This window comes from Providencia sp. PROV076, assembly GCF_028483405.1.
GTDB lineage: Bacteria > Pseudomonadota > Gammaproteobacteria > Enterobacterales > Enterobacteriaceae > Providencia > Providencia huaxiensis.
Map to the genome: position 1 here is coordinate 195,305 of NZ_JAMPRR010000016.1, position 21,579 is coordinate 216,883.

General features: G+C 40.7%; 21 protein-coding genes. 9 read left to right on the forward strand and 12 right to left on the reverse strand.

The features are described 5' to 3' along the window. Positions 1 to 4: 4 nt before the first annotated feature. The 3 genes from PSF67_RS10955 to PSF67_RS10965 all read right to left on the reverse strand — a co-directional run bounded on the left by PSF67_RS10955 (position 5) and on the right by PSF67_RS10965 (position 3,208). Positions 5 to 1,366, reverse strand: coding sequence for a PTS transporter subunit EIIC (locus PSF67_RS10955; RefSeq protein WP_102138388.1), 1,362 nt, complete (start codon positions 1,364 to 1,366; stop codon positions 5 to 7). A 60-nt stretch (positions 1,367 to 1,426) separates the two neighbouring features. After that, complete coding sequence (murQ, locus tag PSF67_RS10960) at positions 1,427 to 2,344, reverse strand: N-acetylmuramic acid 6-phosphate etherase (RefSeq protein ID WP_195698365.1); 918 nt, start codon at positions 2,342 to 2,344, stop codon at positions 1,427 to 1,429. 168 nt (positions 2,345 to 2,512) lie between these two features. Further along, positions 2,513 to 3,208 carry a carbohydrate-binding family 9-like protein gene (locus PSF67_RS10965; RefSeq protein ID WP_206275898.1) on the reverse strand — a complete coding sequence of 232 codons (696 nt, stop codon included), beginning with the start codon at positions 3,206 to 3,208 and terminating at the stop codon, positions 2,513 to 2,515. Between the two features lie 367 nt (positions 3,209 to 3,575). Here PSF67_RS10965 and sanA point away from each other — a divergent pair, with 367 nt between their 5' ends. Continuing rightward, positions 3,576 to 4,280, forward strand: coding sequence for an outer membrane permeability protein SanA (gene sanA / locus PSF67_RS10970; protein WP_004256559.1), 705 nt, complete (start codon positions 3,576 to 3,578; stop codon positions 4,278 to 4,280). A 20-nt stretch (positions 4,281 to 4,300) separates the two neighbouring features. Here sanA and yeiB read toward each other — a convergent pair whose 3' ends face one another. Both yeiB and folE read right to left on the reverse strand, forming a co-directional pair. After that, the gene (gene yeiB, locus PSF67_RS10975) at positions 4,301 to 5,446 is read right to left on the reverse strand and encodes a DUF418 domain-containing protein YeiB (protein ID WP_272676910.1); all 1,146 of its coding nucleotides are present in this window, start codon (positions 5,444 to 5,446) and stop codon (positions 4,301 to 4,303) included. Positions 5,447 to 5,449: 3 nt separating this feature from the next. After that, positions 5,450 to 6,109 (reverse strand): GTP cyclohydrolase I FolE, encoded by a 660-nt coding sequence (folE, locus tag PSF67_RS10980; protein WP_004256561.1) that lies wholly within the window; start codon positions 6,107 to 6,109, stop codon positions 5,450 to 5,452. A 449-nt stretch (positions 6,110 to 6,558) separates the two neighbouring features. Between folE and moeA the strand changes: the two genes are divergently transcribed. The 3 genes from moeA to PSF67_RS10995 all read left to right on the forward strand — a co-directional run bounded on the left by moeA (position 6,559) and on the right by PSF67_RS10995 (position 9,103). Beyond that, the gene (moeA, locus tag PSF67_RS10985) at positions 6,559 to 7,800 is read left to right on the forward strand and encodes a molybdopterin molybdotransferase MoeA (protein WP_166266411.1); all 1,242 of its coding nucleotides are present in this window, start codon (positions 6,559 to 6,561) and stop codon (positions 7,798 to 7,800) included. A gap of 5 nt (positions 7,801 to 7,805) precedes the next feature. Beyond that, positions 7,806 to 8,558 (forward strand): molybdopterin-synthase adenylyltransferase MoeB, encoded by a 753-nt coding sequence (moeB, locus tag PSF67_RS10990; RefSeq protein WP_195698362.1) that lies wholly within the window; start codon positions 7,806 to 7,808, stop codon positions 8,556 to 8,558. Positions 8,559 to 8,767: 209 nt separating this feature from the next. Next, complete coding sequence (locus tag PSF67_RS10995; RefSeq protein WP_004909208.1) at positions 8,768 to 9,103, forward strand: zinc ribbon domain-containing protein YjdM; 336 nt, start codon at positions 8,768 to 8,770, stop codon at positions 9,101 to 9,103. 67 nt (positions 9,104 to 9,170) lie between these two features. On the opposite strand, the gene PSF67_RS11000 is transcribed toward PSF67_RS10995, so the two are convergent. The 3 genes from PSF67_RS11000 to PSF67_RS11010 all read right to left on the reverse strand — a co-directional run bounded on the left by PSF67_RS11000 (position 9,171) and on the right by PSF67_RS11010 (position 12,068). Further along, the gene (locus PSF67_RS11000) at positions 9,171 to 10,769 is read right to left on the reverse strand and encodes an ABC-F family ATPase (RefSeq protein ID WP_102138382.1); all 1,599 of its coding nucleotides are present in this window, start codon (positions 10,767 to 10,769) and stop codon (positions 9,171 to 9,173) included. 234 nt (positions 10,770 to 11,003) lie between these two features. Beyond that, the gene (locus PSF67_RS11005) at positions 11,004 to 11,462 is read right to left on the reverse strand and encodes a GNAT family N-acetyltransferase (protein WP_195698361.1); all 459 of its coding nucleotides are present in this window, start codon (positions 11,460 to 11,462) and stop codon (positions 11,004 to 11,006) included. A gap of 30 nt (positions 11,463 to 11,492) precedes the next feature. Then, entirely contained in the window at positions 11,493 to 12,068 is a 576-nt protein-coding gene (locus tag PSF67_RS11010; RefSeq protein WP_166266405.1) for a TIGR00730 family Rossman fold protein, read from the reverse strand. Positions 12,069 to 12,381: 313 nt separating this feature from the next. On the opposite strand from PSF67_RS11010, the gene rhtA reads away from it, so the two are divergent. Further along, on the forward strand, positions 12,382 to 13,269 hold the full coding sequence (gene rhtA / locus PSF67_RS11015) for a threonine/homoserine exporter RhtA (protein ID WP_102138379.1): 888 nt from the start codon (positions 12,382 to 12,384) through the stop codon (positions 13,267 to 13,269). 338 nt (positions 13,270 to 13,607) lie between these two features. After that, on the forward strand, positions 13,608 to 14,111 hold the full coding sequence (gene dps / locus PSF67_RS11020; RefSeq protein ID WP_102138378.1) for a DNA starvation/stationary phase protection protein Dps: 504 nt from the start codon (positions 13,608 to 13,610) through the stop codon (positions 14,109 to 14,111). A gap of 128 nt (positions 14,112 to 14,239) precedes the next feature. On the opposite strand, the gene dinG is transcribed toward dps, so the two are convergent. Further along, positions 14,240 to 16,348, reverse strand: coding sequence for an ATP-dependent DNA helicase DinG (gene dinG, locus PSF67_RS11025; RefSeq protein ID WP_102138377.1), 2,109 nt, complete (start codon positions 16,346 to 16,348; stop codon positions 14,240 to 14,242). Between the two features lie 258 nt (positions 16,349 to 16,606). On the opposite strand from dinG, the gene PSF67_RS11030 reads away from it, so the two are divergent. Both PSF67_RS11030 and sseA read left to right on the forward strand, forming a co-directional pair. Continuing rightward, on the forward strand, positions 16,607 to 16,768 hold the full coding sequence (locus PSF67_RS11030) for a hypothetical protein (RefSeq protein ID WP_004256593.1): 162 nt from the start codon (positions 16,607 to 16,609) through the stop codon (positions 16,766 to 16,768). A 38-nt stretch (positions 16,769 to 16,806) separates the two neighbouring features. Continuing rightward, positions 16,807 to 17,646: a 3-mercaptopyruvate sulfurtransferase gene (gene sseA, locus PSF67_RS11035; protein ID WP_272676911.1), complete on the forward strand. Its 840-nt coding sequence runs from the start codon at positions 16,807 to 16,809 to the stop codon at positions 17,644 to 17,646. A gap of 81 nt (positions 17,647 to 17,727) precedes the next feature. Here sseA and PSF67_RS11040 read toward each other — a convergent pair whose 3' ends face one another. From PSF67_RS11040 to rhlE, 3 genes are all read right to left on the reverse strand, one after another. Continuing rightward, positions 17,728 to 17,976 (reverse strand): GlsB/YeaQ/YmgE family stress response membrane protein, encoded by a 249-nt coding sequence (locus PSF67_RS11040; protein WP_004256598.1) that lies wholly within the window; start codon positions 17,974 to 17,976, stop codon positions 17,728 to 17,730. Positions 17,977 to 18,137: 161 nt separating this feature from the next. Beyond that, positions 18,138 to 19,079, reverse strand: a complete 942-nt coding sequence (dusC, locus tag PSF67_RS11045) for a tRNA dihydrouridine(16) synthase DusC (protein WP_102138375.1) — start codon at positions 19,077 to 19,079, stop codon at positions 18,138 to 18,140. A 168-nt stretch (positions 19,080 to 19,247) separates the two neighbouring features. Then, complete coding sequence (rhlE, locus tag PSF67_RS11050) at positions 19,248 to 20,585, reverse strand: ATP-dependent RNA helicase RhlE (RefSeq protein WP_272676912.1); 1,338 nt, start codon at positions 20,583 to 20,585, stop codon at positions 19,248 to 19,250. A 282-nt stretch (positions 20,586 to 20,867) separates the two neighbouring features. On the opposite strand from rhlE, the gene cecR reads away from it, so the two are divergent. After that, the gene (gene cecR, locus PSF67_RS11055; RefSeq protein ID WP_195698358.1) at positions 20,868 to 21,566 is read left to right on the forward strand and encodes a transcriptional regulator CecR; all 699 of its coding nucleotides are present in this window, start codon (positions 20,868 to 20,870) and stop codon (positions 21,564 to 21,566) included. The last annotated feature ends 13 nt before the right edge of the window (positions 21,567 to 21,579 follow it).

Here is a 21,579-nt window from a genome sequence, read left to right on the forward strand (position 1 = left end):
CTAATTATTTTTCTGGATCAGTGAAGCCTATTATCATACTGGCAATGAACCCGACAATCCATGCACCCGCAACAGCAATTAAGAAATCCAGGATTTGGCCATCACCCACTAATGGAATTAATGATAACCCTGCTGTTCCAAAAGGAATGATGATCCCGACATGGAAGAATGCCATTAATGCCCCGCCAGCCGCGCCACCAATACAACCCGCAATGAATGGTTTACCTAATGGCAATGACACACCGAATAATAACGGTTCACCGACACCAAAAATACCCACAGGCAACGCACCGACTAAGGTTTTTTTCAAACGTTGGTTTTTGGTTTTTAAATAAACCCAGAAACACGAGCCCACTTGCCCCATTCCGCCCATCGCTAAAATTGGGAACAAGTAATTCAGGCCAAAAGTTTGCAAAATTTCAGCATGAATTGGGATCAAACCTTGGTGTAAACCCGTTAGTAATAAGAATAAGAAACTGCCGCCTAAGATACCGCCAGTCGCCACGGCGCCACCGCCACTATTTAATAAAGCGACAGAAACCCCTTGAGCCAAAATCTGGTTTAAGTAATGTCCTGCGGGTTGGAACACCACAATTGCGACCATCGCAGAGACTAAAATGGTCACAAATGGCGTCACGATAAGATCTAAGCTTTCTTTAATGATACTTCTAAACCACACTTCAAATTTAGAAGAGAAAACGACCACCATCAGTACCGCAAAAATCCCCCCACTCCCTGGGACTAATTTCGAGCCAAATAAGGTGATATCCGCTAAACCTGGCATCGAAAGTAGCCCAGCCATGACCGCACCAATTGAGGTGGAAGCACCAAGCTCTTTCGCGGTATTCACCCCAATCATAATTGAAAGATAAACAAATACTGCGCTACCAATCAATTTTAATAACTTAAATAACTCAGGGAATTGGTCGACAACACCCGGAGCAACCAAGCGGACGATATTGATTAGCCCCATAATAAGACCGCAACCAATCAGAGCTGGAATGGTAGGGACAAATATAGCGGCTAACGTATTTAAAGTACGACGGATCGAGAACGCTTTTTTTTCTGTAGGCTTAGCCGTTTCTGTTGTTGAGGACGAACTACCTTGCATACGTTTGTTCATCACTGAAAAGACTTTTGCTGCGGTTCCCATCCCAACAATCACTTGTTGCTGTTCACCATTGAAAATCACGCCTTTTACGCCTTCAATTTGCTTCAAGGCCTCAGCATCGAATTTGCTATTATCTTTTAAAACTAAACGGATACGCGTCATACAATGAGTTAATGTTGCCACGTTCTCAAAGCCGCCCGCATATTTTTCTATTTCTCTGGCGAGTACTTCCAGATGTTCTATCTTATTAGCCATATTATTCCCCCGGTGTTGGCTAAGCTATATGCTAGCTTTCCATCACGCTATCCCCATTTATTAACGGTGTGTATCTAACATGCTGTCCAATGTGGTATTTGGATGCTGTTGAACGATGTCCGTCGCTTGCTGTGCGTTGATTTGTAACTCATGCATTAAAATTGCGCGTCGTGGATGATAATCCACTTGTGCCAATAGCCCTGCTGCGGTGTGTTCATCAATACCGCAGACCTCACTTACAATTCGTTCTGCGCGGCGCAGTAATTTGATATTACTCGCAACAACATCAACCATTAAATTAGTATGAATACGGCCTAATCTCCCCATCACACAAGTACTTAGCATGCCTAAAATCATTTTTTGCGCAGTACCGCTTTTCATGCGAGTCGAACCTGATAACACTTCAGGGCCAACATCGGGGGCAATCGCCAATTTTGCTACTTCGCTGACTAGCCCTCGGCCTCGCGTAGTAATTGCCACCGTTAACGCACCGATTTCATTAGCATATTCAATGCCCGCTAAGGTAAATGGTGTGCGTCCGCTGGCTGCAATACCCACCACGACATCTTTGGCACAGAGTTGGCGTTTTTTTAGCTCTTCAATCGCTGACTCTACTGAATCCTCAATATTTTCAACCGCTTTTAGCATGGCATTTTGGCCACCTGCAATAATCGACTGCACCATTTCAGGTGAAGTGCCAAATGTGGGTGGGCATTCTGCACTGTCTAACACGGCTAGCCTGCCACTGGTTCCCGCCCCAATGTAAAACAAGCGCCCACCTTGTTTTAAGCATCCGGCAATCGCGTCAACCACTTGGGCAATCGCGGGTAGAACGGCCTGAATGGCCCCTGTAACGGTACTATCTGCTTGGTTAATAACCTTCACCATCGAGAGTGTATCCAACCGTGAAAACTGTTGTGTTTCCTGATTGAATTCATTGTGTAGGCAGTCACTCAGAGTATTTTCGGCTAGAGACATTAAAACGCCCTCATGAAATTTAATTTCATTAAAAAATACATTAAATGAACTTTTATTTCAATTTAAATCACTGCAATTTTGTACAACTTAATTGCGGGTTATGATCTTTCTCACAATAATAGGTCTGTATTGAAAAAATACCGGTGACGAAAGCCACCGGCGATAGCTCTATTTTACGAACTTACAGGTTCCGAAGGCAGATGGGATGTGAAAATCAGGTTTAACAGAATCAGGTTTGATCCAGCTAATCCATTTACGCACTTGCTTAGGTTCACCCGCGCTGAACTCCCCACGTAAAATGGCACACATTAGTGTCTGCTTGTCTGCGTCTTGCCATAAATTAAGTTTGGTAAATTCATCCAAATCAATTTTTCCCGTTAATACATAACCATTTGGCGTTATTTCACCCACGGTTTGTAATGTCTCCCAGTTCCAACTTGGGTCAACTTCACGGTAATAATTAGCTTTTGCATCGAAAGTACGTCCTTTCGGGTCCATTTCAGCCGTGTAATAAGGTTTTAGTTCAGGGCTAGTCGCAAAAAAGAGTTCGACTCGGTCAGAATCTAACACCGCTTGGTCTTTATCTGGGTTATCACCTAACTGAATATCTTTATCATCTGCAATAAAACGGAAATATAATGCGTCATCACTCCACAAAGCGCGAAAATCTGTTTTGGGAGCCGCTTCCTTTTCCCATGGGTACGTAAAATCGGTTAATATTTCTGCTTTTTCCCAGACTTCCGTACTTTTAGTCGCATCATTGAGTGATTTTAACTGATCGGTATGATTGATTTGGTACTCTTTCGCTGCCACACTCGCGGTAACAAACACAGCACTCGCGGCTAATAATGTCGTTAGTTTCATACTTTCCTCACCTATCTAATTAAAGATCTGCTATTCACAGAAACCCGCCAAAGAAACAATATTTCACTTCAAATTAAAAATATAGAATTAAAATTTCATAATATATAGCTTCATTCCATAAAAACTACCATGATGTGAAGCGAATCACTCTTTGATGAGAACGTGATTTACCTTTTTCATCCAATGTCTGATTAATTTTTTTTCAATTATTAGGCTTAATATTAGTCAACTTCGATTAGTGTGCAGACATTGACATGACTTTACGTTACGCGACTTGCGTCACTAATTTAAGTCAAGTAGCCTAGAGACACAGGCCTACTGAGGCTGACAATTTCGGATTATGACTCTTTATTATCAAGGCTAGGACATGAGGAAACGTCTGTTTTTTGGTCTTATTATTCTTGCAGGGATCGCATTTACGACCATAATGTTGCTTGATCGCTGGATAAGCTGGGATACCGCCCCCTATATCTATGAAGATGTAGAAAAATTGCCTGCGCGCGATGTCGGGATGGTACTCGGCACATCCAAATATTATGCCTCTGGTGTTAATAACCTCTATTATACCTATCGCATTAAAGGCGCAGCGGAAGCATACCACAGTGGAAAAGTGAAATATTTGCTCCTCAGTGGTGATAATGGCGCTCATAATTACAATGAGCCAATCAACATGCGCAAAGATTTAATTAAAGAAGGGGTTCCAGCCTCCAAAATTGTGCTCGATTTTGCTGGTTTTAGGACATTAGACTCCGTAGTACGCACTAAAAAAGTGTTTGATACCGATAATTTTACGATTATTACCCAGCGTTTTCATTGTGAACGTGCGGTCTTTATCGCCAAACATAAAGGTATTGATGCGCAATGTTTAGCGGTTCCGACACCTTCTGGGATGTATAGAGTGAGAGTGCGTGAAGTGTTTGCGCGGCTAGGCGCTCTGGCAGATTTATATATCTTAAAACGGGAGCCTAAATTTTTAGGTGAACAAGAATCGATCCCAGCCCCGATTAAAATGCCAGCCGGAATTAAAGGCTATCCGGCGGTTTCACCGGATGAAGTCAATAAATTGAAGTAGATATATAGGTAGATAAATACTCATCTACCTATTAACTTTGCTGTTAATTTGCGCCAACACCATTCAAGTGGGCCTTGTCTGAAAAACATCAGCCAATAATAAGAAAACAATACATTTATTCCCCAAATAATGGGAACCAAGACAATTAATTCAACCCGCGTGAATTGACCAAAATAGCCTAATTGGTAAAACAGTGTGGTACAAATTAGCGTTTGCAAAATATAATTACTCAGCGCCATCCGCCCCACATATTGCAGCCCATGGATTACCTTGTTATTTGCGATTTTTTCCCAAAAACCATACACCAAAGCGATATATCCTAAAGATTGGAATGGAATAACTAGCTCATTAATAATGTAACCAATGATTGATGTTGAAAAATAACTCCAATTAAATTGGCTTTGCATGTATAGCGAAACTATTTGGACCAATATCGATGGCAAGATAAATATGTAGGCTATTTTACGGTAGTGTTGAGCGCTAAATTGCCCTTGTAACCAGCCATTTTTCATTAACAGTGCGCCAATAATCATCAATGCCGCTAATTGCCAGCCATATTGGATAACCAACATTTCAACCATTTTGAGCATCTCTGACGCCCGATAAAGCACACCATCCATTCCCCCCGAGGTATGCATCACATATTCAAATGCCAGTTGCTCATCCGAGGTTTGCCAAAAACCGGAGGGATCTATACTACTTCCCAACACGAGCAAAATAACTAACCCAACCAAATAGATTGATAATGCTATTTTCAATAATAAACTATCATCATATTGATTAAGCAAATAGGTCACTAACAAGCCGGTTAATGCATAAGCCAACAGAATATCACCATCCCAAAAACCAACCCCATGGATCACCCCGAATAGGGCTAAAACAGATAAACGGCACTGGTTCCAACGAAGAGAGCGAGAGTGTAATAAAGCAAGCGTTGCCCCAAATAGGATTGAAAAAATCGCGAGAACTTTACCTTGAAAAAGGACATTGAAAACACCCCAGAGGTAAGCCTCTGAATCGGATGTTGTATTGGTATAGTAAGGGTTTAAATACGCTGCTTGTGGTAAAGCAAATGCAAAGATATTCATTAGCAGAATACCTAAAATTGCTATACCACGAACAGCGTCAAGTTGGTCAATGCGGCTTGACGGTGTCGTTGTTGTCATAAATTATAAGTGACGAACTGCACGTAAAAATTCTTGCCGTGTATTTTGGCTTGATTTAAATAACCCACCAAGTGACGTTGTTGTTGTTGCACTTGTCGCGTCACGAATACCACGAGCTTTCACGCAATAATGCACCGCATCTATGCAAACTGCCACATTTGTTGTTCCCAATAATGTTTGCAAAGCAACCAAAATTTGCTGAGTTAAGCGCTCTTGCACTTGTGGGCGTTGTGAGAAAAATTGCACAATGCGATTAATTTTCGATAAACCAATCACTTTGTCTTTTGGAATATAGGCAACCGTAGCCTTTCCATCGATCGTAACAAAATGGTGTTCACAGGTACTTGTTAGCGTGATATCACGCACCGTGACCATTTCATCCACTTTCATTTTATTTTCAATCAAAGTGATTTTTGGAAAGTTTGCGTAATCAAGCCCTGAAAAAATTTCATCAACATACATTTTTGCGATACGACGAGGGGTATCAGCTAAACTGTCATCGGTTAAATCCAAATTCAGCAGCGTCATGATCTCTGTCATGTGCCCTTCAATCAGTTTCTTACGTTCGTCGCCTGACTTTGGCTGGATACGTAAAGGCGTTTCTAAGCCTCTAGCCTCCAGCGCGGCATGAACTAATTCGGCCTCTTTACTCAGAGATGACATGTGAGCCTCCACAAATGGTATTACTATTTTTATAAAATGCAGGTGTGCGGTACTCTAAAACAGCAGGTACAGATAATCCAGCACAACATAGATAATTGCCGTGAAATAATTGCATTTAACCCTGTAATTCATTCACCCAATGATTACTTTCTTTAAACGGTTTAACACCTTATATAACGTGATTTTTATCACACTTTCTCTCAATCCTTTAACCTTGAATGGTGAAAAACCAATAACCCGCCAATAAGTAACACAATACATAACCTAAGCATTAACCATTCTGTGCATAATTTTGTTTGTGATAATGCCACCTTACTGGTTAAATCTGACCAAAAGCTATCTGTAATCAATTTCTATTCATTCACCCACTAATGGATTTCTGCCATAATATGCATTACGAACACATTTTAAAGCCTCAAGGCAGATAACAATAATGAGGGTCATTATTTATGGATCAGTGTCATACTAACGATTTGATTTCTCTAGATGTTGCATTGGAAAAATTACTATCTCAAACGAAAACCGTCACAGATACAGAAATCATTCCACTGACCTCCTCTGCACAGCGCATCATTGCGACAGACCTAATTTCTCCTATCAATGTTCCACCATTTGATAATTCTGCGATGGATGGTTATGGCTTACGTTTTGCCGATTGGGATGGTAAAACGCCAATGCCTGTGGCAGGTAAATCATTTGCTGGCAACCCGATGGAAGGTGAACTCAAAGCGGGTTGCTGCGTGCGTATTATGACGGGTGCTCCAATTCCACAAGGTGTGGACACTGTTGTCATGCAAGAGTCTACAGAACAAACCGAGCAAGGGATTATATTCACCCACCCCATCAAACAAGGCAGTAATATTCGTAAAGCTGGGGAAGATATTGCCCAAGGCAGTGCGGTGTTCCCTGCTGGAACCTTACTTACCACTGCTCAGCTACCTTTAATTGCTTCACTGGGTATTGCAGATGTCGCCGTATATCGTCGCCTTAAAGTTGCCGTTTTTTCAACGGGTGATGAACTGCAAGCGGTCGGCCTTCCTTTAGCAGATGGGCAAATTTATGATACTAACCGCTTTACCGTCCGTCTGATGCTTGAAAAACTTAACTGCGAAGTGCTCGATTTAGGTGTGATACCGGACTCGCCAGAAAAACTCAAACAAACCTTTATCGAAGCTAACCAACACGCGGATTTAGTGATCAGTAGTGGTGGAGTTTCCGTGGGTGAAGCCGACTATACCAAACAAATTTTGGATGAATTAGGCACGATTGGTTTTTGGAAGCTAGCTATAAAACCAGGAAAACCCTTTGCATTTGGCAAGCTGAGTGACGCTTGGTTTTGTGGGCTACCGGGGAACCCCGTTTCCGCAGCACTCACCTTCTACCAATTGGTTCAACCGCTGATTGCTCGTCTTTCAGGGCACAGCCAATGGCGTGCCCCGCTACGCTTTAAAGTTCCAGTTACCACCACATTGAAGAAAAGCCCGGGCCGTTTAGATTTTCAACGAGGAATTCTAAGCACCAATGAGCAAGGACAGTTACAAGTCGCCACAACGGGTCACCAAGGCTCACACGTGTTTAGTTCATTTAGTTTAGCTAACTGCTTTATTGTCCTTGAACGAGAGCGTGGGCGTGTTGAAGCAGGTGAAATGGTTGAAGTCGAAATGTTTAACTATTTATTAAAAAGTGAATAATAACTGTGCAAGAGCTTAGCGATCTGGAAATGTTGCGGTATAACCGCCAAATTATCCTCCGTGGGTTTGATTTCGATGGGCAGGAAAAACTTAAGGCTGGCAAAGTGCTAGTTATTGGCCTTGGCGGTTTAGGCTGCGCTGCAACACAATACCTTGCTGCTGCCGGTGTCGGTCATCTGACATTGGTGGATTTCGATACTGTGTCGTTGTCTAACTTGCAACGGCAAATTTTGCACCGTGACGCCACCATTGGTACACCCAAAGTTGATTCAGCTAAAGTGCAACTTGCTGCCATTAACCCACATATCCAAATTGACACCGTCAATGCACAACTAGATGATGCTCAACTTGATGAATTAATCATGCACCATGATGTGGTCTTAGACTGCACCGATAACGTTGCCATTCGTGAACAGCTTAATCGCCTGTGTTTACCACAGAAAAAACCACTGGTTTCAGGTGCTGCCATCCGCATGGAAGGGCAATTATCTGTTTTTACTTATGAAGAAAGCACCCCTTGTTATCACTGTTTAAGCCGTTTATTTGGTGAAAATAACTTAACTTGTGTTGAAGCCGGAGTTATGTCCCCTTTAGTTGGTACCATTGGTACGCTAGAAGCAATGGAAACAATTAAATTATTAGCTAATTATGGGAAAGTTAATTCAGGAAAAGTATTGTTATTTGATGCAATGACTATGGATTTTCGCCAATTTAAACTTAGCAAAGATCCCCATTGTGAAGTCTGTGCTAAAGGCTAACGACTAAATTTTCGGGCAAGTTGTTTTTTCTCATCATTCAGGCGAGGCTTTTCTCGCCTTTTTCCCATTTTCACCACATCAAAATTAGGAATAATCCGAAAAAATAATTTAATTCTCCTTTCACCTTATACTATCTCTCTTTTGTGGTGCTTGATGGTTTAAATATCACCACTGTTTATTCTTTTGATAAAGTTACTGAGAGTATGAATATGCAATTCCCTCCTTGCCCGAAATGCCAGTCTGAATACACCTATACTGATAACGATATGTATATCTGCCCTGAGTGCGCGCATGAATGGAATGATGCCGAGCCTGTAGCTGATATTGATGAATTGATTGTAAAAGATGCCAATGGCAACCTATTAGCTGATGGTGATACCATCACGGTTATTAAAGATCTCAAAGTCAAAGGCAGCTCTTCTATGCTAAAAATTGGTACCCGCGTTAAAGGTATCCGTTTGGTCGAAGGCGACCACAATATCGACTGTAAAATTGATGGTTTCGGCCAAATGAAATTGAAATCTGAATTTGTGAAGAAAAACTAAGTTTACTTCGCCCATTAAAAAGCCCTCAAATTTGAGGGCTTTTTGTTTTTTCATCCAAAAACCAGATTTAAAGAACGACACCTTGGCTTGTCAGGTATTCATCATAAGTACCTTTGAAATCAATGACTTTATCTTCTTTAATCTCTAAAATACGGCTCGCTAACGAGCTAACAAACTCACGGTCATGGGAAACGAAAATTAACGTTCCTTTGTATAATTCGAGAGCTAAGTTTAATGACTCGATAGATTCCATATCCAAGTGGTTGGTTGGTTCATCCATAATCAAAATATTTGGTTGTTGCATCATTAACTTACCAAATAACATGCGTCCTTGTTCACCACCGGATAACACTTTAACTTTCTTTTTAATGTCATCTTGAGAAAACAGTAAACGGCCTAAAATACTGCGCACCGCTTGCTCGTCATCTCCTTCACTTTTCCACTGACTCATCCAGTCAAACACGGTTAAATCTGTTTCAAAATCTTCTGCATGGTCTTGGGCATAGTAACCAATGCTACTGTTTTCTGACCATTTAACCATTCCGCTCGTTGCAGGTTGTTCACCCACCAGCGTTTTTAAGAATGTCGTTTTACCGATACCGTTAGCACCAATAACCGCCATTTTTTCGCCAACTTCCAGTAATAAATTGACGTTTTTAAATAATGGCCCTTGGTCATAACCGTTCGTTACCGCTTCTAATTCCAGTGCATTGCGGAACAATTTTTTCTCTTGTTCAAAACGAATGAATGGGTTTTGACGGCTAGACGCTTTCACCTCATCCAATTGAATTTTATCAATTTGACGTGCACGGGAAGTCGCTTGTTTCGACTTAGAAGCATTCGCACTAAAACGACTAACGAAAGATTGCAGCTCAGCAATTTGCGCTTTTTTCTTTGCGTTATCCGACAATAGACGTTCACGAGCTTGGGTTGCCGCGATCATATATTCATCATAGTTACCCGTGAATAAACGTAATTCACCATAATCTAGGTCAGCCATGTGCGTACATACGGTATTTAAAAAGTGCCTATCATGGGAAATAATGATCATGGTACAGTTACGATCATTCAGCACTTGCTCTAACCAACGAATCGTATCGATATCCAAGTTGTTCGTCGGCTCATCGAGTAATAAAATATCTGGATCAGAAAATAGGGCCTGTGCCAGTAGCACACGCAGTTTCCAGCCAGGTGCGACTTCACTCATCGGCCCATAATGCTGTTCAACAGGGATACCTACACCCAGTAATAATTCACCTGCACGTGCTTCTGCGCTATAGCCGTCCATTTCACCATAAGCGACCTCTAAGTCAGCGACTCGGTAGCCGTCTTCTTCGCTCATTTCAGGTGAGGCGTAGATCCTATCGCGCTCTTGTTTGACGTCCCACAGTTCGCTATGCCCCATAATCACGGTATCAAGCACGGTAAATTCTTCAAATGCGAACTGATCTTGGCGAAGTTTACCAATACGCTCATTTGGATCAGTCGTGCTCACATTACCCGCTGTTGGGGTTAAGTCTCCCCCTAAGATCTTCATAAATGTGGATTTACCTGCGCCATTTGCGCCGATCAAACCATAACGGTTGCCTGTGCCAAATTTAACTGAAATGTTTTCAAACAGTGGCTTACTGCCAAACTGCATAGTGATATTGTTCGTTGTTAACACTGCTATGCCTTAAATTAAACGGTGTAAAATAGCCTGCGATGATTTGGGTTCCATGACTACAGCGTGCAAAACAACCCAAAATAGTGATTTGAGCAGCAAAATACATTCCCTGCATGGTCATTAGAGTATGGCAGGTATAAATAGCGGCGCATTATGCCATATTACACCGCTTAGATCTTGTGCTGTTTTCAGCAAATTGATTAACACAGAAGGAAAGGCTGACTAAATGCCAAACTAAAGCGTGATCCCCATAGTACGGCTGATTTCTGTTAGCCCTTCTCGCTCATAAAACTTAATGGCTTTATGATTTTGCGCTAATACCGACAGCTCCAAATGGCTAAACTGCCTACTCTTCGCCCATACTTTAATGCCATCGAGTAATTTTTGCCCTGCTTTTTCACCACGGAAATTGGGGTCAACCACTAAGTCAAAAATATAACCAAAATTTCGAGGAACAATGCAGCTATAAGGATCAGCAACTTGTTGTTGCGCGATGCAAAATCCTTTAATCTCACCGTTAAATTCAGCAACTAACAAATAAAATTTATCATCGATAATCGCATTTTCAATAAATTCCCTAGCCTGCTCTGCAGGTTGTAAGCGCTCGGGGTCTAGTAATGCCATTTCCGAAAACAAAATTTGATAAAGCGATAAAATAGAGTCTATATCACTTTTTATAGCTTCCCTTATCATGCATTCCTCTCTGTGATTTCGATATTAATGCTAATCGTAAGTTTTAATTGGTGGCGCAATATACGTTTCGAAGCTTTCTAGTAATTCAGCTGGCGAATCATTCACAATCGCCATATGACGATATTTTTCATGTAGGAAGCCTTCATCCGCCATTTTATTTGTCATATCAATCAATGGTTGCCAATAATTATTAATATTAAACAAGGCACATGGTTTAGTATGTAAACCAATTTGGCTCCAAGTAAATACTTCTGCGTACTCTTCAAGCGTGCCATATCCGCCTGGTAAAGCGACAAAAGCATCGGCAAGTTCAATCATTTTACTTTTACGCTGATGCATCGTTTCAACTTTATACAGCTCAGTTAAATTCTTATGAGAAATTTCGCGTTCTTCTAGCAATGAAGGGATCACACCAATCGCCTTACCACCTAATGACAAAACAGTATCAGCAACCGTTCCCATAATCCCCACACTCGCCCCACCATAGACTAATGCGATATCGCGACTAACCATTTCTTTAGCAAATTCAATGGCTTTTTGCTGATAAATTTCGTTTTTCCCCATGCTTGAACCACAATACACTGCAATGCTTTTAATTTTTCCCATTTGTTCCTCATTTCCATTTTTATAGTGGCTTTTTAGAGAATGGAATTATACGAGCCTAGTGTAGAAGCTCAAGCATCATCCTTCCCACCATAAAATTAATCCATGTTTATAACATCGTCATTCAGTTAAACCAACACCTTGAATACCCATAGAGCACATTTATCACCTTGTTATTGTTAGCTGTAAAATAAAGAAATATAAAGCAGCAGGGTTTTATGAGATAATCTGTCAGAAATTATTTTTCATCATCAAATACTTATTTTTCTAAATATTTATTGCCAATTAAGTTACGTTGTCTGAGGTTTACTTATTTATGTCTGCCGACACTAAAAAGAGCGCATTTCCGCTATTACCTATCGGGTTATTACTGCTTGCTATGACCTCTATTCAAAGCGGGGCTTCTTTAGCTAAAACTTTATTTCCTGTTATCGGCGCTCCCGGTGTTACTGGTTTACGTTTATTGCTTGCTACAATTATATTATTTGTTATTTTTAAACCTTGGCGTTTAAAATTCAGAAGAAGCTCGCTAGTTCCACTGCTAGCCTACGGCTTGTCCCTAGGTACGATGAATTATTTGTTTTACCTTTCCCTTGAGCGCATTCCATTAGGAATAGCCGTTGCACTAGAGTTTACTGGTCCTTTAGCTGTCGCAATGTTCTCCTCTCGCCGCCCAATTGATTTTTTGTGGATAGCCCTTGTTATAGTTGGGTTATTATTTTTACTCCCAATTGGCGATAATATTGAATCCATTGATACACTCGGTGCTATCTATGCTCTCGGAGCCGGTGTCTGTTGGGGGTTGTATATTATATTTGGCCAACGAGCGGGAGCGGGCTATGGCGCTGCCACCGTGGCTATCGGTTCATTTATTTCTGCGATGATTTTCTTCCCGATCGGTTTAATGCAAACAGGTGTCGAGGTGATGTTCGACCCTTCAATTTTACCTATTGCACTAGCAGTCGCGATTTTATCAACCGCATTTCCTTATACTTTAGAAATGATCGCGCTAACGCGTTTACCTGCCCGAACTTTTGGTACATTGATGAGCCTTGAACCTTGTATGGGTGCATTTTTAGGAATTGTTTTCCTAAATGAGCACTTAACGATGACTCAGTGGTTAGCCTTATTATGTATTGTCTGTGCTTCTATTGGCTCCACCTCAACAGCGGTACCAAAGTCAAAAATTGAAAAAGTGTCCTAGCCACTAAAAGCTAGAAGCAAACAAAGACAGTCAAGGTTAATAAATTCGATATATTGATATTTATTAACCTTTTTTCGTGTAAAGTTTTATTCATCAATTTGAAATAATCTATTTTTATTTCTAGTTTATGCTTTAAATAAAAATTAATTATCTCTATCGCACTTATTGTCAAAAACGATTAGTATCGAAGATCCACAATTAATTAACGGTTAATAAAGTTTATCGAATAGACCTATTAAATTAATCGTTTATTACATCATGACAAATTAGTTTGGTTATTTTATATTTATTGACAGATGAGGTTACTAAACAAATTCATATTTAAGAGAGGATGAATCATGAGCACAGCTAAATTATTTAAAGCATCTTCAAATGAACTTTTATATACACGTAATGATATGGAAGACAGCGTAAAATTGGAAACCATTGGAATTCTTAATGTTATGGTTGTCCACTTTACCGATCTCTCTCTAATGACTAAACAAGCCCACTGGAATATGCGTGGTCGCAATTTTATCGCTGTACATGAAATGCTAGATGGCTTTAGAACCACGTTAGTTGAACATTTAGATGAATTCGCAGAGCGCGCGGTTCAATTGGGTGGGGTTGCTATTGGTACAACCCAAGAAGTTAACCGCTTCACTTCGTTAGAAGCTTACCCAATTAATATCCATAGCGTACAAGACCACTTGAAAGCGTTAGCCGACCGCTATGCTATTGTCGCGAATGATATCCGCAAAGCCATTGATGAAGTGGAAGACGAAGACACTGCGGATATGTTTACTGCGGCTTCCCGCGATATGGATAAATTCCTCTGGTTCTTAGAAGCAAATATTGAGTAATGTCGTAAATAGAGTCAATTAAAATTGACCAATGGCCACTGAAAAGTGGCCATTTTATTTGCGAGTAAATAACTATAAATCAAACTGTTATTTAAATATCTAAAAATAAAATGAGTTAATTTAATTATTTACTGTTTTTTAGGTATTTCGGGTTGTTCTATCGGAAATACTGGTAATGCATTTAATAGCCTTTTACCATAATTTTTAGTCAGTAAACGTTTATCATAAATAATAATTTCACCATAACATTCATGACTACGAATTAGCCTGCCCGCTTGCTGTATCAAATTAAATGAAGCGCTCGGTAAACTTTGTACTTCAAATGGGTATCTCTTCAATGATTTCAACCAATCCCCTTCTGTGATAATCACTGGGTTTGTTACTGGTGGAAACGCAATTTTATGAATATGGACCTGAGTTAAGTATTCCCCTTTGAGGTCTAACCCCTCAGCAAACGATTGTAAGCCAATTAAGGCACTAGCTTGCCCTTGGTTAATTCTTTCGCAATGTGTTTCAACTAACCGGTAGCGAGGTTGATCTCCTTGGACCAAAAGCTGCAAGCGCAAATCTTTTACGTGTTCGAGAAAGCCTTCCATCGCTCTTTGGCTACTAAATAAAACCAATACTCCACGATGAGTATTTTGAGTAAATTGCTCACGGAAAAATACCGCCATTTCTGCTAAGTGTTCAGCTTCATTATTGATAGTTGGCTCATATTCCATTTTAGGAATAATAATTTTACCCTGCTCAACATGGTTAAAAGGGGAAGACAATGTCACAAAGCGGTCATCACTTTTTTCGGATAGCCCTGTGAGCTCCATAAAACGTGAATAACTGTTCAACGACCTCAGTGTTGCCGAGGTAATGACAATATGAGGCACATTGCGCCATAACAAATGTTGTAACTGCTCACTTACTCGGATCCCCGCACAATGCATAAAGAAACGAGATTGGTTTTTCTCATAACGCCGACTTAACCATTTTGACACAGGAGCTCCTGAACTTTGCTCTAATGCCGCCAGCCGCCATAGCTTCGACATATTTTCAAAGTACCCCATAGCCCTGCTAGTCACAATAATGGAACGATGTAAGCGAACGATATCTTGTTTCGCAGTTTGTTCCGTTAAATCATTTAAGATAGCTTCAGCCAGCCCTTGTAACGCATCAGTCTGCTTGAACAACACCTGACAGCTTAATTGCATTGCTTCAGGTAACACACCTAGTGGAAATAAATATTCAGTTTCTTTTGATGTTTCTGGTAATAATGCATTCGCTAATAATGAGAAATCGCGAAATGTTTCCCGTAATTTTTCTGCATGTTGCTGTAACCGTTCAGGATTAGCAAGCTTTGGTGGCTTCACTGGACGAAATTGGCTCATATATTGCCCAACATGCTGAATAAAGCTATCAAGCTGTGCCGTTAATTGAACTAACGTAATTTCGCCTTCAACTTCAAGGGCATCCCTCGCAACGTCTGGGACATGGTGGCCTTCATCAAGCACTAATAATAAGTTTTTCGGGTCCGGCAAAACCGACTCACTCTCCATTGCGGCCATAACCAATGCATGATTAGCGACCACCACATCGGCATCTTCAATTTCCCGCCTAGCAATAAAAAATGGACACCGCTGATAAAATTGGCAATTACGACCCAAACAATTCATTTTATCAGTGCTAACTTTACGCCATAAACTATCACTAAATGCACGTTTGTGGTGATCCCTTAACCCATCCCATGCAAAGCTCTGAAAATCATGCCGCAGCTGCTGACAAATTGCCCGTTCTTCACTATTCGCAATTTCTGTTTTATCTTCCACCAATAACATTAAATCAATTTGTTCGCCTTCTGCTGCGCAGATAGCTTCTAAATTACGGGGACAAACATAACGAGCACGCCCGAATGCACCCGTATATTTTAGATCAGGAATAATTTTGCTTAATAACGGTAAATCTTTGCTATAAATTTGGTCTTGTAGCGCCACATTTGCCGTACTGACTACTAAGGTTTTTCCTTCTTCCCTGCCAACTGCAATTCCCGGTATTAAATAAGATAGCGTTTTCCCCACCCCTGTAGGTGCCTCTATGACCAAATGGCGACCATCATCATCCGCTAGGTTTTTTGCGACTTGCGCGATCATCTCCCGCTGTGGGGCTCGAGAAACAAACCCGTCAATTTGTACGGATAACCCTTTATACCACTGAGTTATTTGTTCTTTAGTTTTATTTGACAGGGACATAAATTATGCAGGTGACCAAAGTTAAGATGAAAGATAACGAAACCGACAACAATACGAAATAGGAAAAAAAATTTTTTGCCAACCGCTTCGCAAAACTACTGTATTAATACCCATTATACATAAAAATTGGGAAGCTTTTTGCAAAACGCCCATTATGCAACAGAAAAAATAGCTTTTAACTTGTTTGCAACACTCATCCGGTTATACTTTGAGTTCTTATACTATTTTGAATTTTTATCACTAGGCAGGCTATAAAAAATGAAAAAGGTTGTTATCGCACTTTGCGCATTATGTGCTTTTGGTTCTGTTGGCGGTATTGTTTTAGCGGGTATGAACATTTATACACGTTCAACAACTCCCCTTGAACAAGGGCAGCCGCAATCCCCTTCAGCACTGCCAGCACCCAATCAAATTCAATAATTTTAAAATAATTTATCAGCCCAGGATGGAGATAGCTTATGTACAACGATTATTTCGTCACCCCACAATGGTTAAATTCACATCTATTTGATGACAACATCGTTGTACTCGATGCATCCTCTCCACCACCGACTGCACCTTATGATTGCCGCCAGCAATATTTAGAAGAACACATTCCTAACGCTCAGTTCTTTCATCAAGACGAAATTGCAGACAAAAGCTGTGATTTACCCCATATGCTGCCAAGTGCCGATATTTTTAGCCAAGCCGTTAGTGCCATGGGCATTGGCAATGACACCCAAGTTATTATTTATTCGCAGAATAATTTATTTTCATCCCCAAGAGCATGGTGGACTTTTACTACAATGGGCTGCAAAAACGTTAAAATTTTAGCTGGTGGTATCGATGCTTGGAAAACTGCTGGGTTTGATGTTCAGTCCGGGGAAGTCACTCCACCAGCTGCGAAACAGTTCCATGCAACACGCAAAGACAGTAATGCACTGAATCGAGAGCAAATGCTTGATATTGTGAATCAAGGCAAAATTCAAATTATTGATGCTCGTGCAGAGCCACGCTTTCTTGCCCAAGCGCCGGAACCTCGTCCAGGCTTGCGTATGGGTCATATTCCTGGGAGCAAAAACGTCCCATGGGATCTTCTCGTTGAAAAGGGTGAATTCAAATCACCAGAGCAACTTAAAGCTATCTTTACTAAACAAGGTGTGGATATCCATGCACCTTCTGTGACGACCTGTGGTTCAGGAATGACCGCTGCGGTGGTATTAATGGCATTAACATTATTAGGTAACCAAAACATACGTTTGTATGATGGTTCATGGGCCCAATGGGGGCAAGATAACGGCCTGCCAATTGAGTCGTAGCCTCCCCACCGCCATAAAAATATAAGCCACTTAATATTCAAGTGGCTTATAGAATAAAGATTTATCAAGTAGAGAAAATAGCTATTTGGCAAATATCCCAGCTAAGAACAGCACGACTATCGCTCCGATAACCGCGACAACAAAGCTACCAAAGTTGAAGCCATCAACTTTTCCTTTACCAAAGAAAGTGCTGATGTAACCACCCACAACAGCACCAACAATCCCCAACACGGTGGTCATAATGAACCCCATGTGGTAAGTACCCGGCATCAGCCACTTAGCTAAAACACCAGCAATTAGACCAAAAATAATCCAAGCTATTACACCCATCTTACGCCTCCCAGACTAGGTAATTTCACGACATACATCAAAATATTTTCAGACAACAGTATGAGCTTTAAATAAATTAAATCGCTCTCCTACCAATTAAGTAAAGACCCTATGAGTTAATTTCGCAACTATAAAATTTTGCTAATTAACATTATTCATAACTAATTACTCACAATTTCAGTTATCACTTGCGCAATCTGTTGGGCATTTTTTAACGATCTAACCTGAGAAAACAGTTCATCTGCCTGATGGTATTCTTTACGTAAATAACCTAGCCACTGCTTGATTCGAGCAGCATGGTAATGGCCTGTATCTCCTTGTTTTTCAAGCTCCGTATACTTTAATAACAACCTGCCAACCTGCTCCCAAGGCATTTTAGATTCATTAAATTTAACCACCCGGCTAAGGTTTGGGGTGTTTAGTGCTCCACGACCAATCATCACGGCATCACAACCTGTGATTTCAAGGCAGCGCTGTGCGCTCGCATAATCCCAAATTTCACCATTAGCAATCACTGGGATCGATAATTTACGGCGGATCTCTCCAATAGCAGACCAATTAATACTCTCTGCTTTATAACCGTCTTCTTTCGTTCTACCGTGAACAGTGAGCTCTGTGGCCCCTGCCTGTTGAACCGCATCTGCAATTTCATAAGCAAATTCAGAGCTATCCCACCCTAAACGGACTTTAACCGAAATAGGTAATTCTTTTGGAACCGCTTCTCGCATTGATTTAGCAGCTCGATAAATTAAATCAGGTTGTTTCAATAATGTCGCACCACCGCCATGGCCATTGACTGTTTTTGATGGACACCCGCAATTTAAATCAACCCCCCAAGATCCTAACTCGACCGCTCGGTTTGCATTTTCTGCTAACCACTGAGGATGCTGCCCTAACAGCTGTACACGGACAAGCGTCCCTGAAAGGGTACGACTTTCATGCTTTAGCTCAGGGCATAAACGGTAAAATGTTTTTGCGGGTAAAAGGGTATCAACCACACGAACAAACTCTGTTATGCACAGGTCATAGTCATTAACTTCACTTAATAAACAACGAACTAGAGGATCTAAAACCCCTTCCATAGGAGCTAATAAAACGCGCATAAGTGACTCACAAAAAACGTAATAATTCCTGCTTATCATACCGTTTATTTAATTGATAAGCAGGAAAAATTCTAAGACAGGAGTGGCCAGAGACTGGCTTGAAATGGTTTTTCAAATAGCTCTAGTCAATGCTATTAACATTAAAAAGAGCTACAAGATTACGGGAGGTTAACTATCACTACGCCCTTGTTTGACTTTTTTCTGTGCGTTTTTCCATGGGGAACCCGCCGCCTTTCCTGAACTCGGCTTTGACGATGGTGCATTGCTACGACGTGGTGCTTTACTTTGATTCCTATCACCTGAACCGCCTGAACGACGTTCATTCCGTTGTGGTGTTTTTTGAATAGGCTCCGCTTTGATGGATGGGTCGGGCTCATAGCCTTCAATCGCCATCAATGGAATCGATTTTTTCAATAATTTCTCGATATCCTTGAGTAACTTAGCCTCATCAATACAGACTAAGGAAACAGCCATTCCAGTTGATTCTGCACGGCCTGTACGGCCAATACGGTGAACATAATCTTCTGCAACATTAGGTAGCTCAAAATTCACCACATAAGGAAGCTGTTCAATATCAAGACCACGAGCTGCGATATCCGTTGCCACTAAAACACGAATATCTCCAGATTTAAAGTCAGCTAATGCACGTGTACGCGCTCCTTGGCTCTTGTTGCCATGAATAGCCGCAGCTTTAACGCCATCTTTATTTAAATGCTCAGCAAGACGGTTTGCGCCATGTTTTGTACGTGTAAAGACGAGGACTTGTTGCCAATTTTCACGGCCAATCATAAACGAAAGCAGCTCTGCTTTTCTTTTTTTATCAACCAGATGCACATACTGGGTAATTTGCTCCGAAGCTGAGTTTCGTGGAGCAACTTCAATAGTCACTGGATTATTGAGTAATTTATTCGCCAGTTGTTTGATTTCGTCAGAAAACGTTGCTGAGAATAATAAGTTTTGGCGCTTTTTAGGTAACTTATTAATCACCCTACGAATATCATGAATGAACCCCATATCTAACATACGGTCAGCTTCATCAAGTACGAAAACTTCGACTTGAGAAAGATCTACCGCATTTTGGTGCGCTAAATCTAATAAGCGCCCCGGAGTTGCAATTAAGACATCAACCCCGCCACGTAACTTCATCATTTGTGGGTTAATGCTTACCCCACCAAAGACCACAAAAGAACGAATACGTAAATGACGGCTATATTCTTTTACATTTTCAGCTACTTGTGCTGCAAGCTCCCTTGTTGGCGTCAAAATTAACGCACGAATAGGCTTGCGATCCTTCCCTGCTCGAGGAGTTATAATAAGCTTTTGTAAAATTGGCAATGTAAAACCAGCCGTTTTACCTGTACCTGTTTGGGCGCTAGCTAAAAGGTCATTTCCTGCAAGCACGGCTGGGATAGCTTGTTGTTGAATAGGCGTAGGACTTTCATAGCCTAATTCATTAATGGCAAGCAAAATTTCCTCGTTTAACGCGAGGTCTGAAAAAGTAGTCAAATTAATTACTCCGGGCTTCACCGCTTCAAATTGAATGTGGCAGTTATGGGGAAGTGAGTCAGAAGAAAAGCGCAAACTGCCGTGCGACACTGTGTAAAATTCTAACATCATTTGCTGATGATAAATATATTAATTTAGTTTGGTTAATAAATTAATATAAAATCTCATTCGTATAGTATATATACTTACATGGTACTATGAGATGTCGTTTTTTGATTTTTATAAAAATGAAAAGCCACCAAGAGCTAATTAGATATTATTTAATTCTGAATTTTTAAAGGAATGGTTATGAATACAAATTCATCGTCAACATTGCGAGGAGAAAATGCGAAAATGCAATTGCTTCTCACTGCTGCTGATGTATATGGAGAACAAGGGCTTGATGGCGCTACCACACGCAAAATCGCACAGGCATCAGGGCAAAACATTGCCGCAATTTCTTATTATTTTGGCTCAAAAGAAGGACTTTACTTAGCTGTTGCTCAGCTTATCACACAAACAATCCGGGACGATTTCCATGATGTCTTTCAAGAAATTGACAACTTTCTAAATCAACCTTTATCAGTTCAAGTCACTGATGATGCGCTTGGTTTACTACAAAAAACAGTCATTGCCTATAATCACTTTCAGTTGGAAAAGAAAAATTTAAGTTTTTCTCGCATATTAGCACGTGAACAACTCAACCCAACCGAAGCCTATACAATCATCCACGAACAGGCTTTAGGCCCAATACATTCGCGTCTAAACCGTTTGATTGCCATTTACATTGGTGCTGATCCCAATCATTTAACAACGCTAATTCACACTCACGCTATCCTTGGCGAAACGCTGTCATTTCGTATTGCTAGAGAGACGTTATTACGTCAAACCGGTTGGAAGCATATTAATGAAAATGAATTTAAAATTATTAATCAAGTTCTTATTGAGCATACAAATATATTATTAGCAGGCTTACGCCATCGCAAACAATATGAAAAGTGATATGATAAAAATA

Coding starts and splice junctions, on each gene's coding strand:
- PSF67_RS10955 (WP_102138388.1), bottom strand. CDS start 1,366: ATGGCTAATAAGATAGAACATCTGGAAGTACTCGCCAGAGAAATAGAA.
- murQ (WP_195698365.1), bottom strand. CDS start 2,344: ATGTCTCTAGCCGAAAATACTCTGAGTGACTGCCTACACAATGAATTC.
- PSF67_RS10965 (WP_206275898.1), bottom strand. CDS start 3,208: ATGAAACTAACGACATTATTAGCCGCGAGTGCTGTGTTTGTTACCGCG.
- sanA (WP_004256559.1), top strand. CDS start 3,576: ATGAGGAAACGTCTGTTTTTTGGTCTTATTATTCTTGCAGGGATCGCA.
- yeiB (WP_272676910.1), bottom strand. CDS start 5,446: ATGACAACAACGACACCGTCAAGCCGCATTGACCAACTTGACGCTGTT.
- folE (WP_004256561.1), bottom strand. CDS start 6,109: ATGTCATCTCTGAGTAAAGAGGCCGAATTAGTTCATGCCGCGCTGGAG.
- moeA (WP_166266411.1), top strand. CDS start 6,559: ATGGATCAGTGTCATACTAACGATTTGATTTCTCTAGATGTTGCATTG.
- PSF67_RS10995 (WP_004909208.1), top strand. CDS start 8,768: ATGCAATTCCCTCCTTGCCCGAAATGCCAGTCTGAATACACCTATACT.
- PSF67_RS11005 (WP_195698361.1), bottom strand. CDS start 11,462: ATGATAAGGGAAGCTATAAAAAGTGATATAGACTCTATTTTATCGCTT.
- PSF67_RS11010 (WP_166266405.1), bottom strand. CDS start 12,068: ATGGGAAAAATTAAAAGCATTGCAGTGTATTGTGGTTCAAGCATGGGG.
- rhtA (WP_102138379.1), top strand. CDS start 12,382: ATGTCTGCCGACACTAAAAAGAGCGCATTTCCGCTATTACCTATCGGG.
- dps (WP_102138378.1), top strand. CDS start 13,608: ATGAGCACAGCTAAATTATTTAAAGCATCTTCAAATGAACTTTTATAT.
- dinG (WP_102138377.1), bottom strand. CDS start 16,348: ATGTCCCTGTCAAATAAAACTAAAGAACAAATAACTCAGTGGTATAAA.
- PSF67_RS11030 (WP_004256593.1), top strand. CDS start 16,607: ATGAAAAAGGTTGTTATCGCACTTTGCGCATTATGTGCTTTTGGTTCT.
- sseA (WP_272676911.1), top strand. CDS start 16,807: ATGTACAACGATTATTTCGTCACCCCACAATGGTTAAATTCACATCTA.
- PSF67_RS11040 (WP_004256598.1), bottom strand. CDS start 17,976: ATGGGTGTAATAGCTTGGATTATTTTTGGTCTAATTGCTGGTGTTTTA.
- dusC (WP_102138375.1), bottom strand. CDS start 19,079: ATGCGCGTTTTATTAGCTCCTATGGAAGGGGTTTTAGATCCTCTAGTT.
- cecR (WP_195698358.1), top strand. CDS start 20,868: ATGGTTATGAATACAAATTCATCGTCAACATTGCGAGGAGAAAATGCG.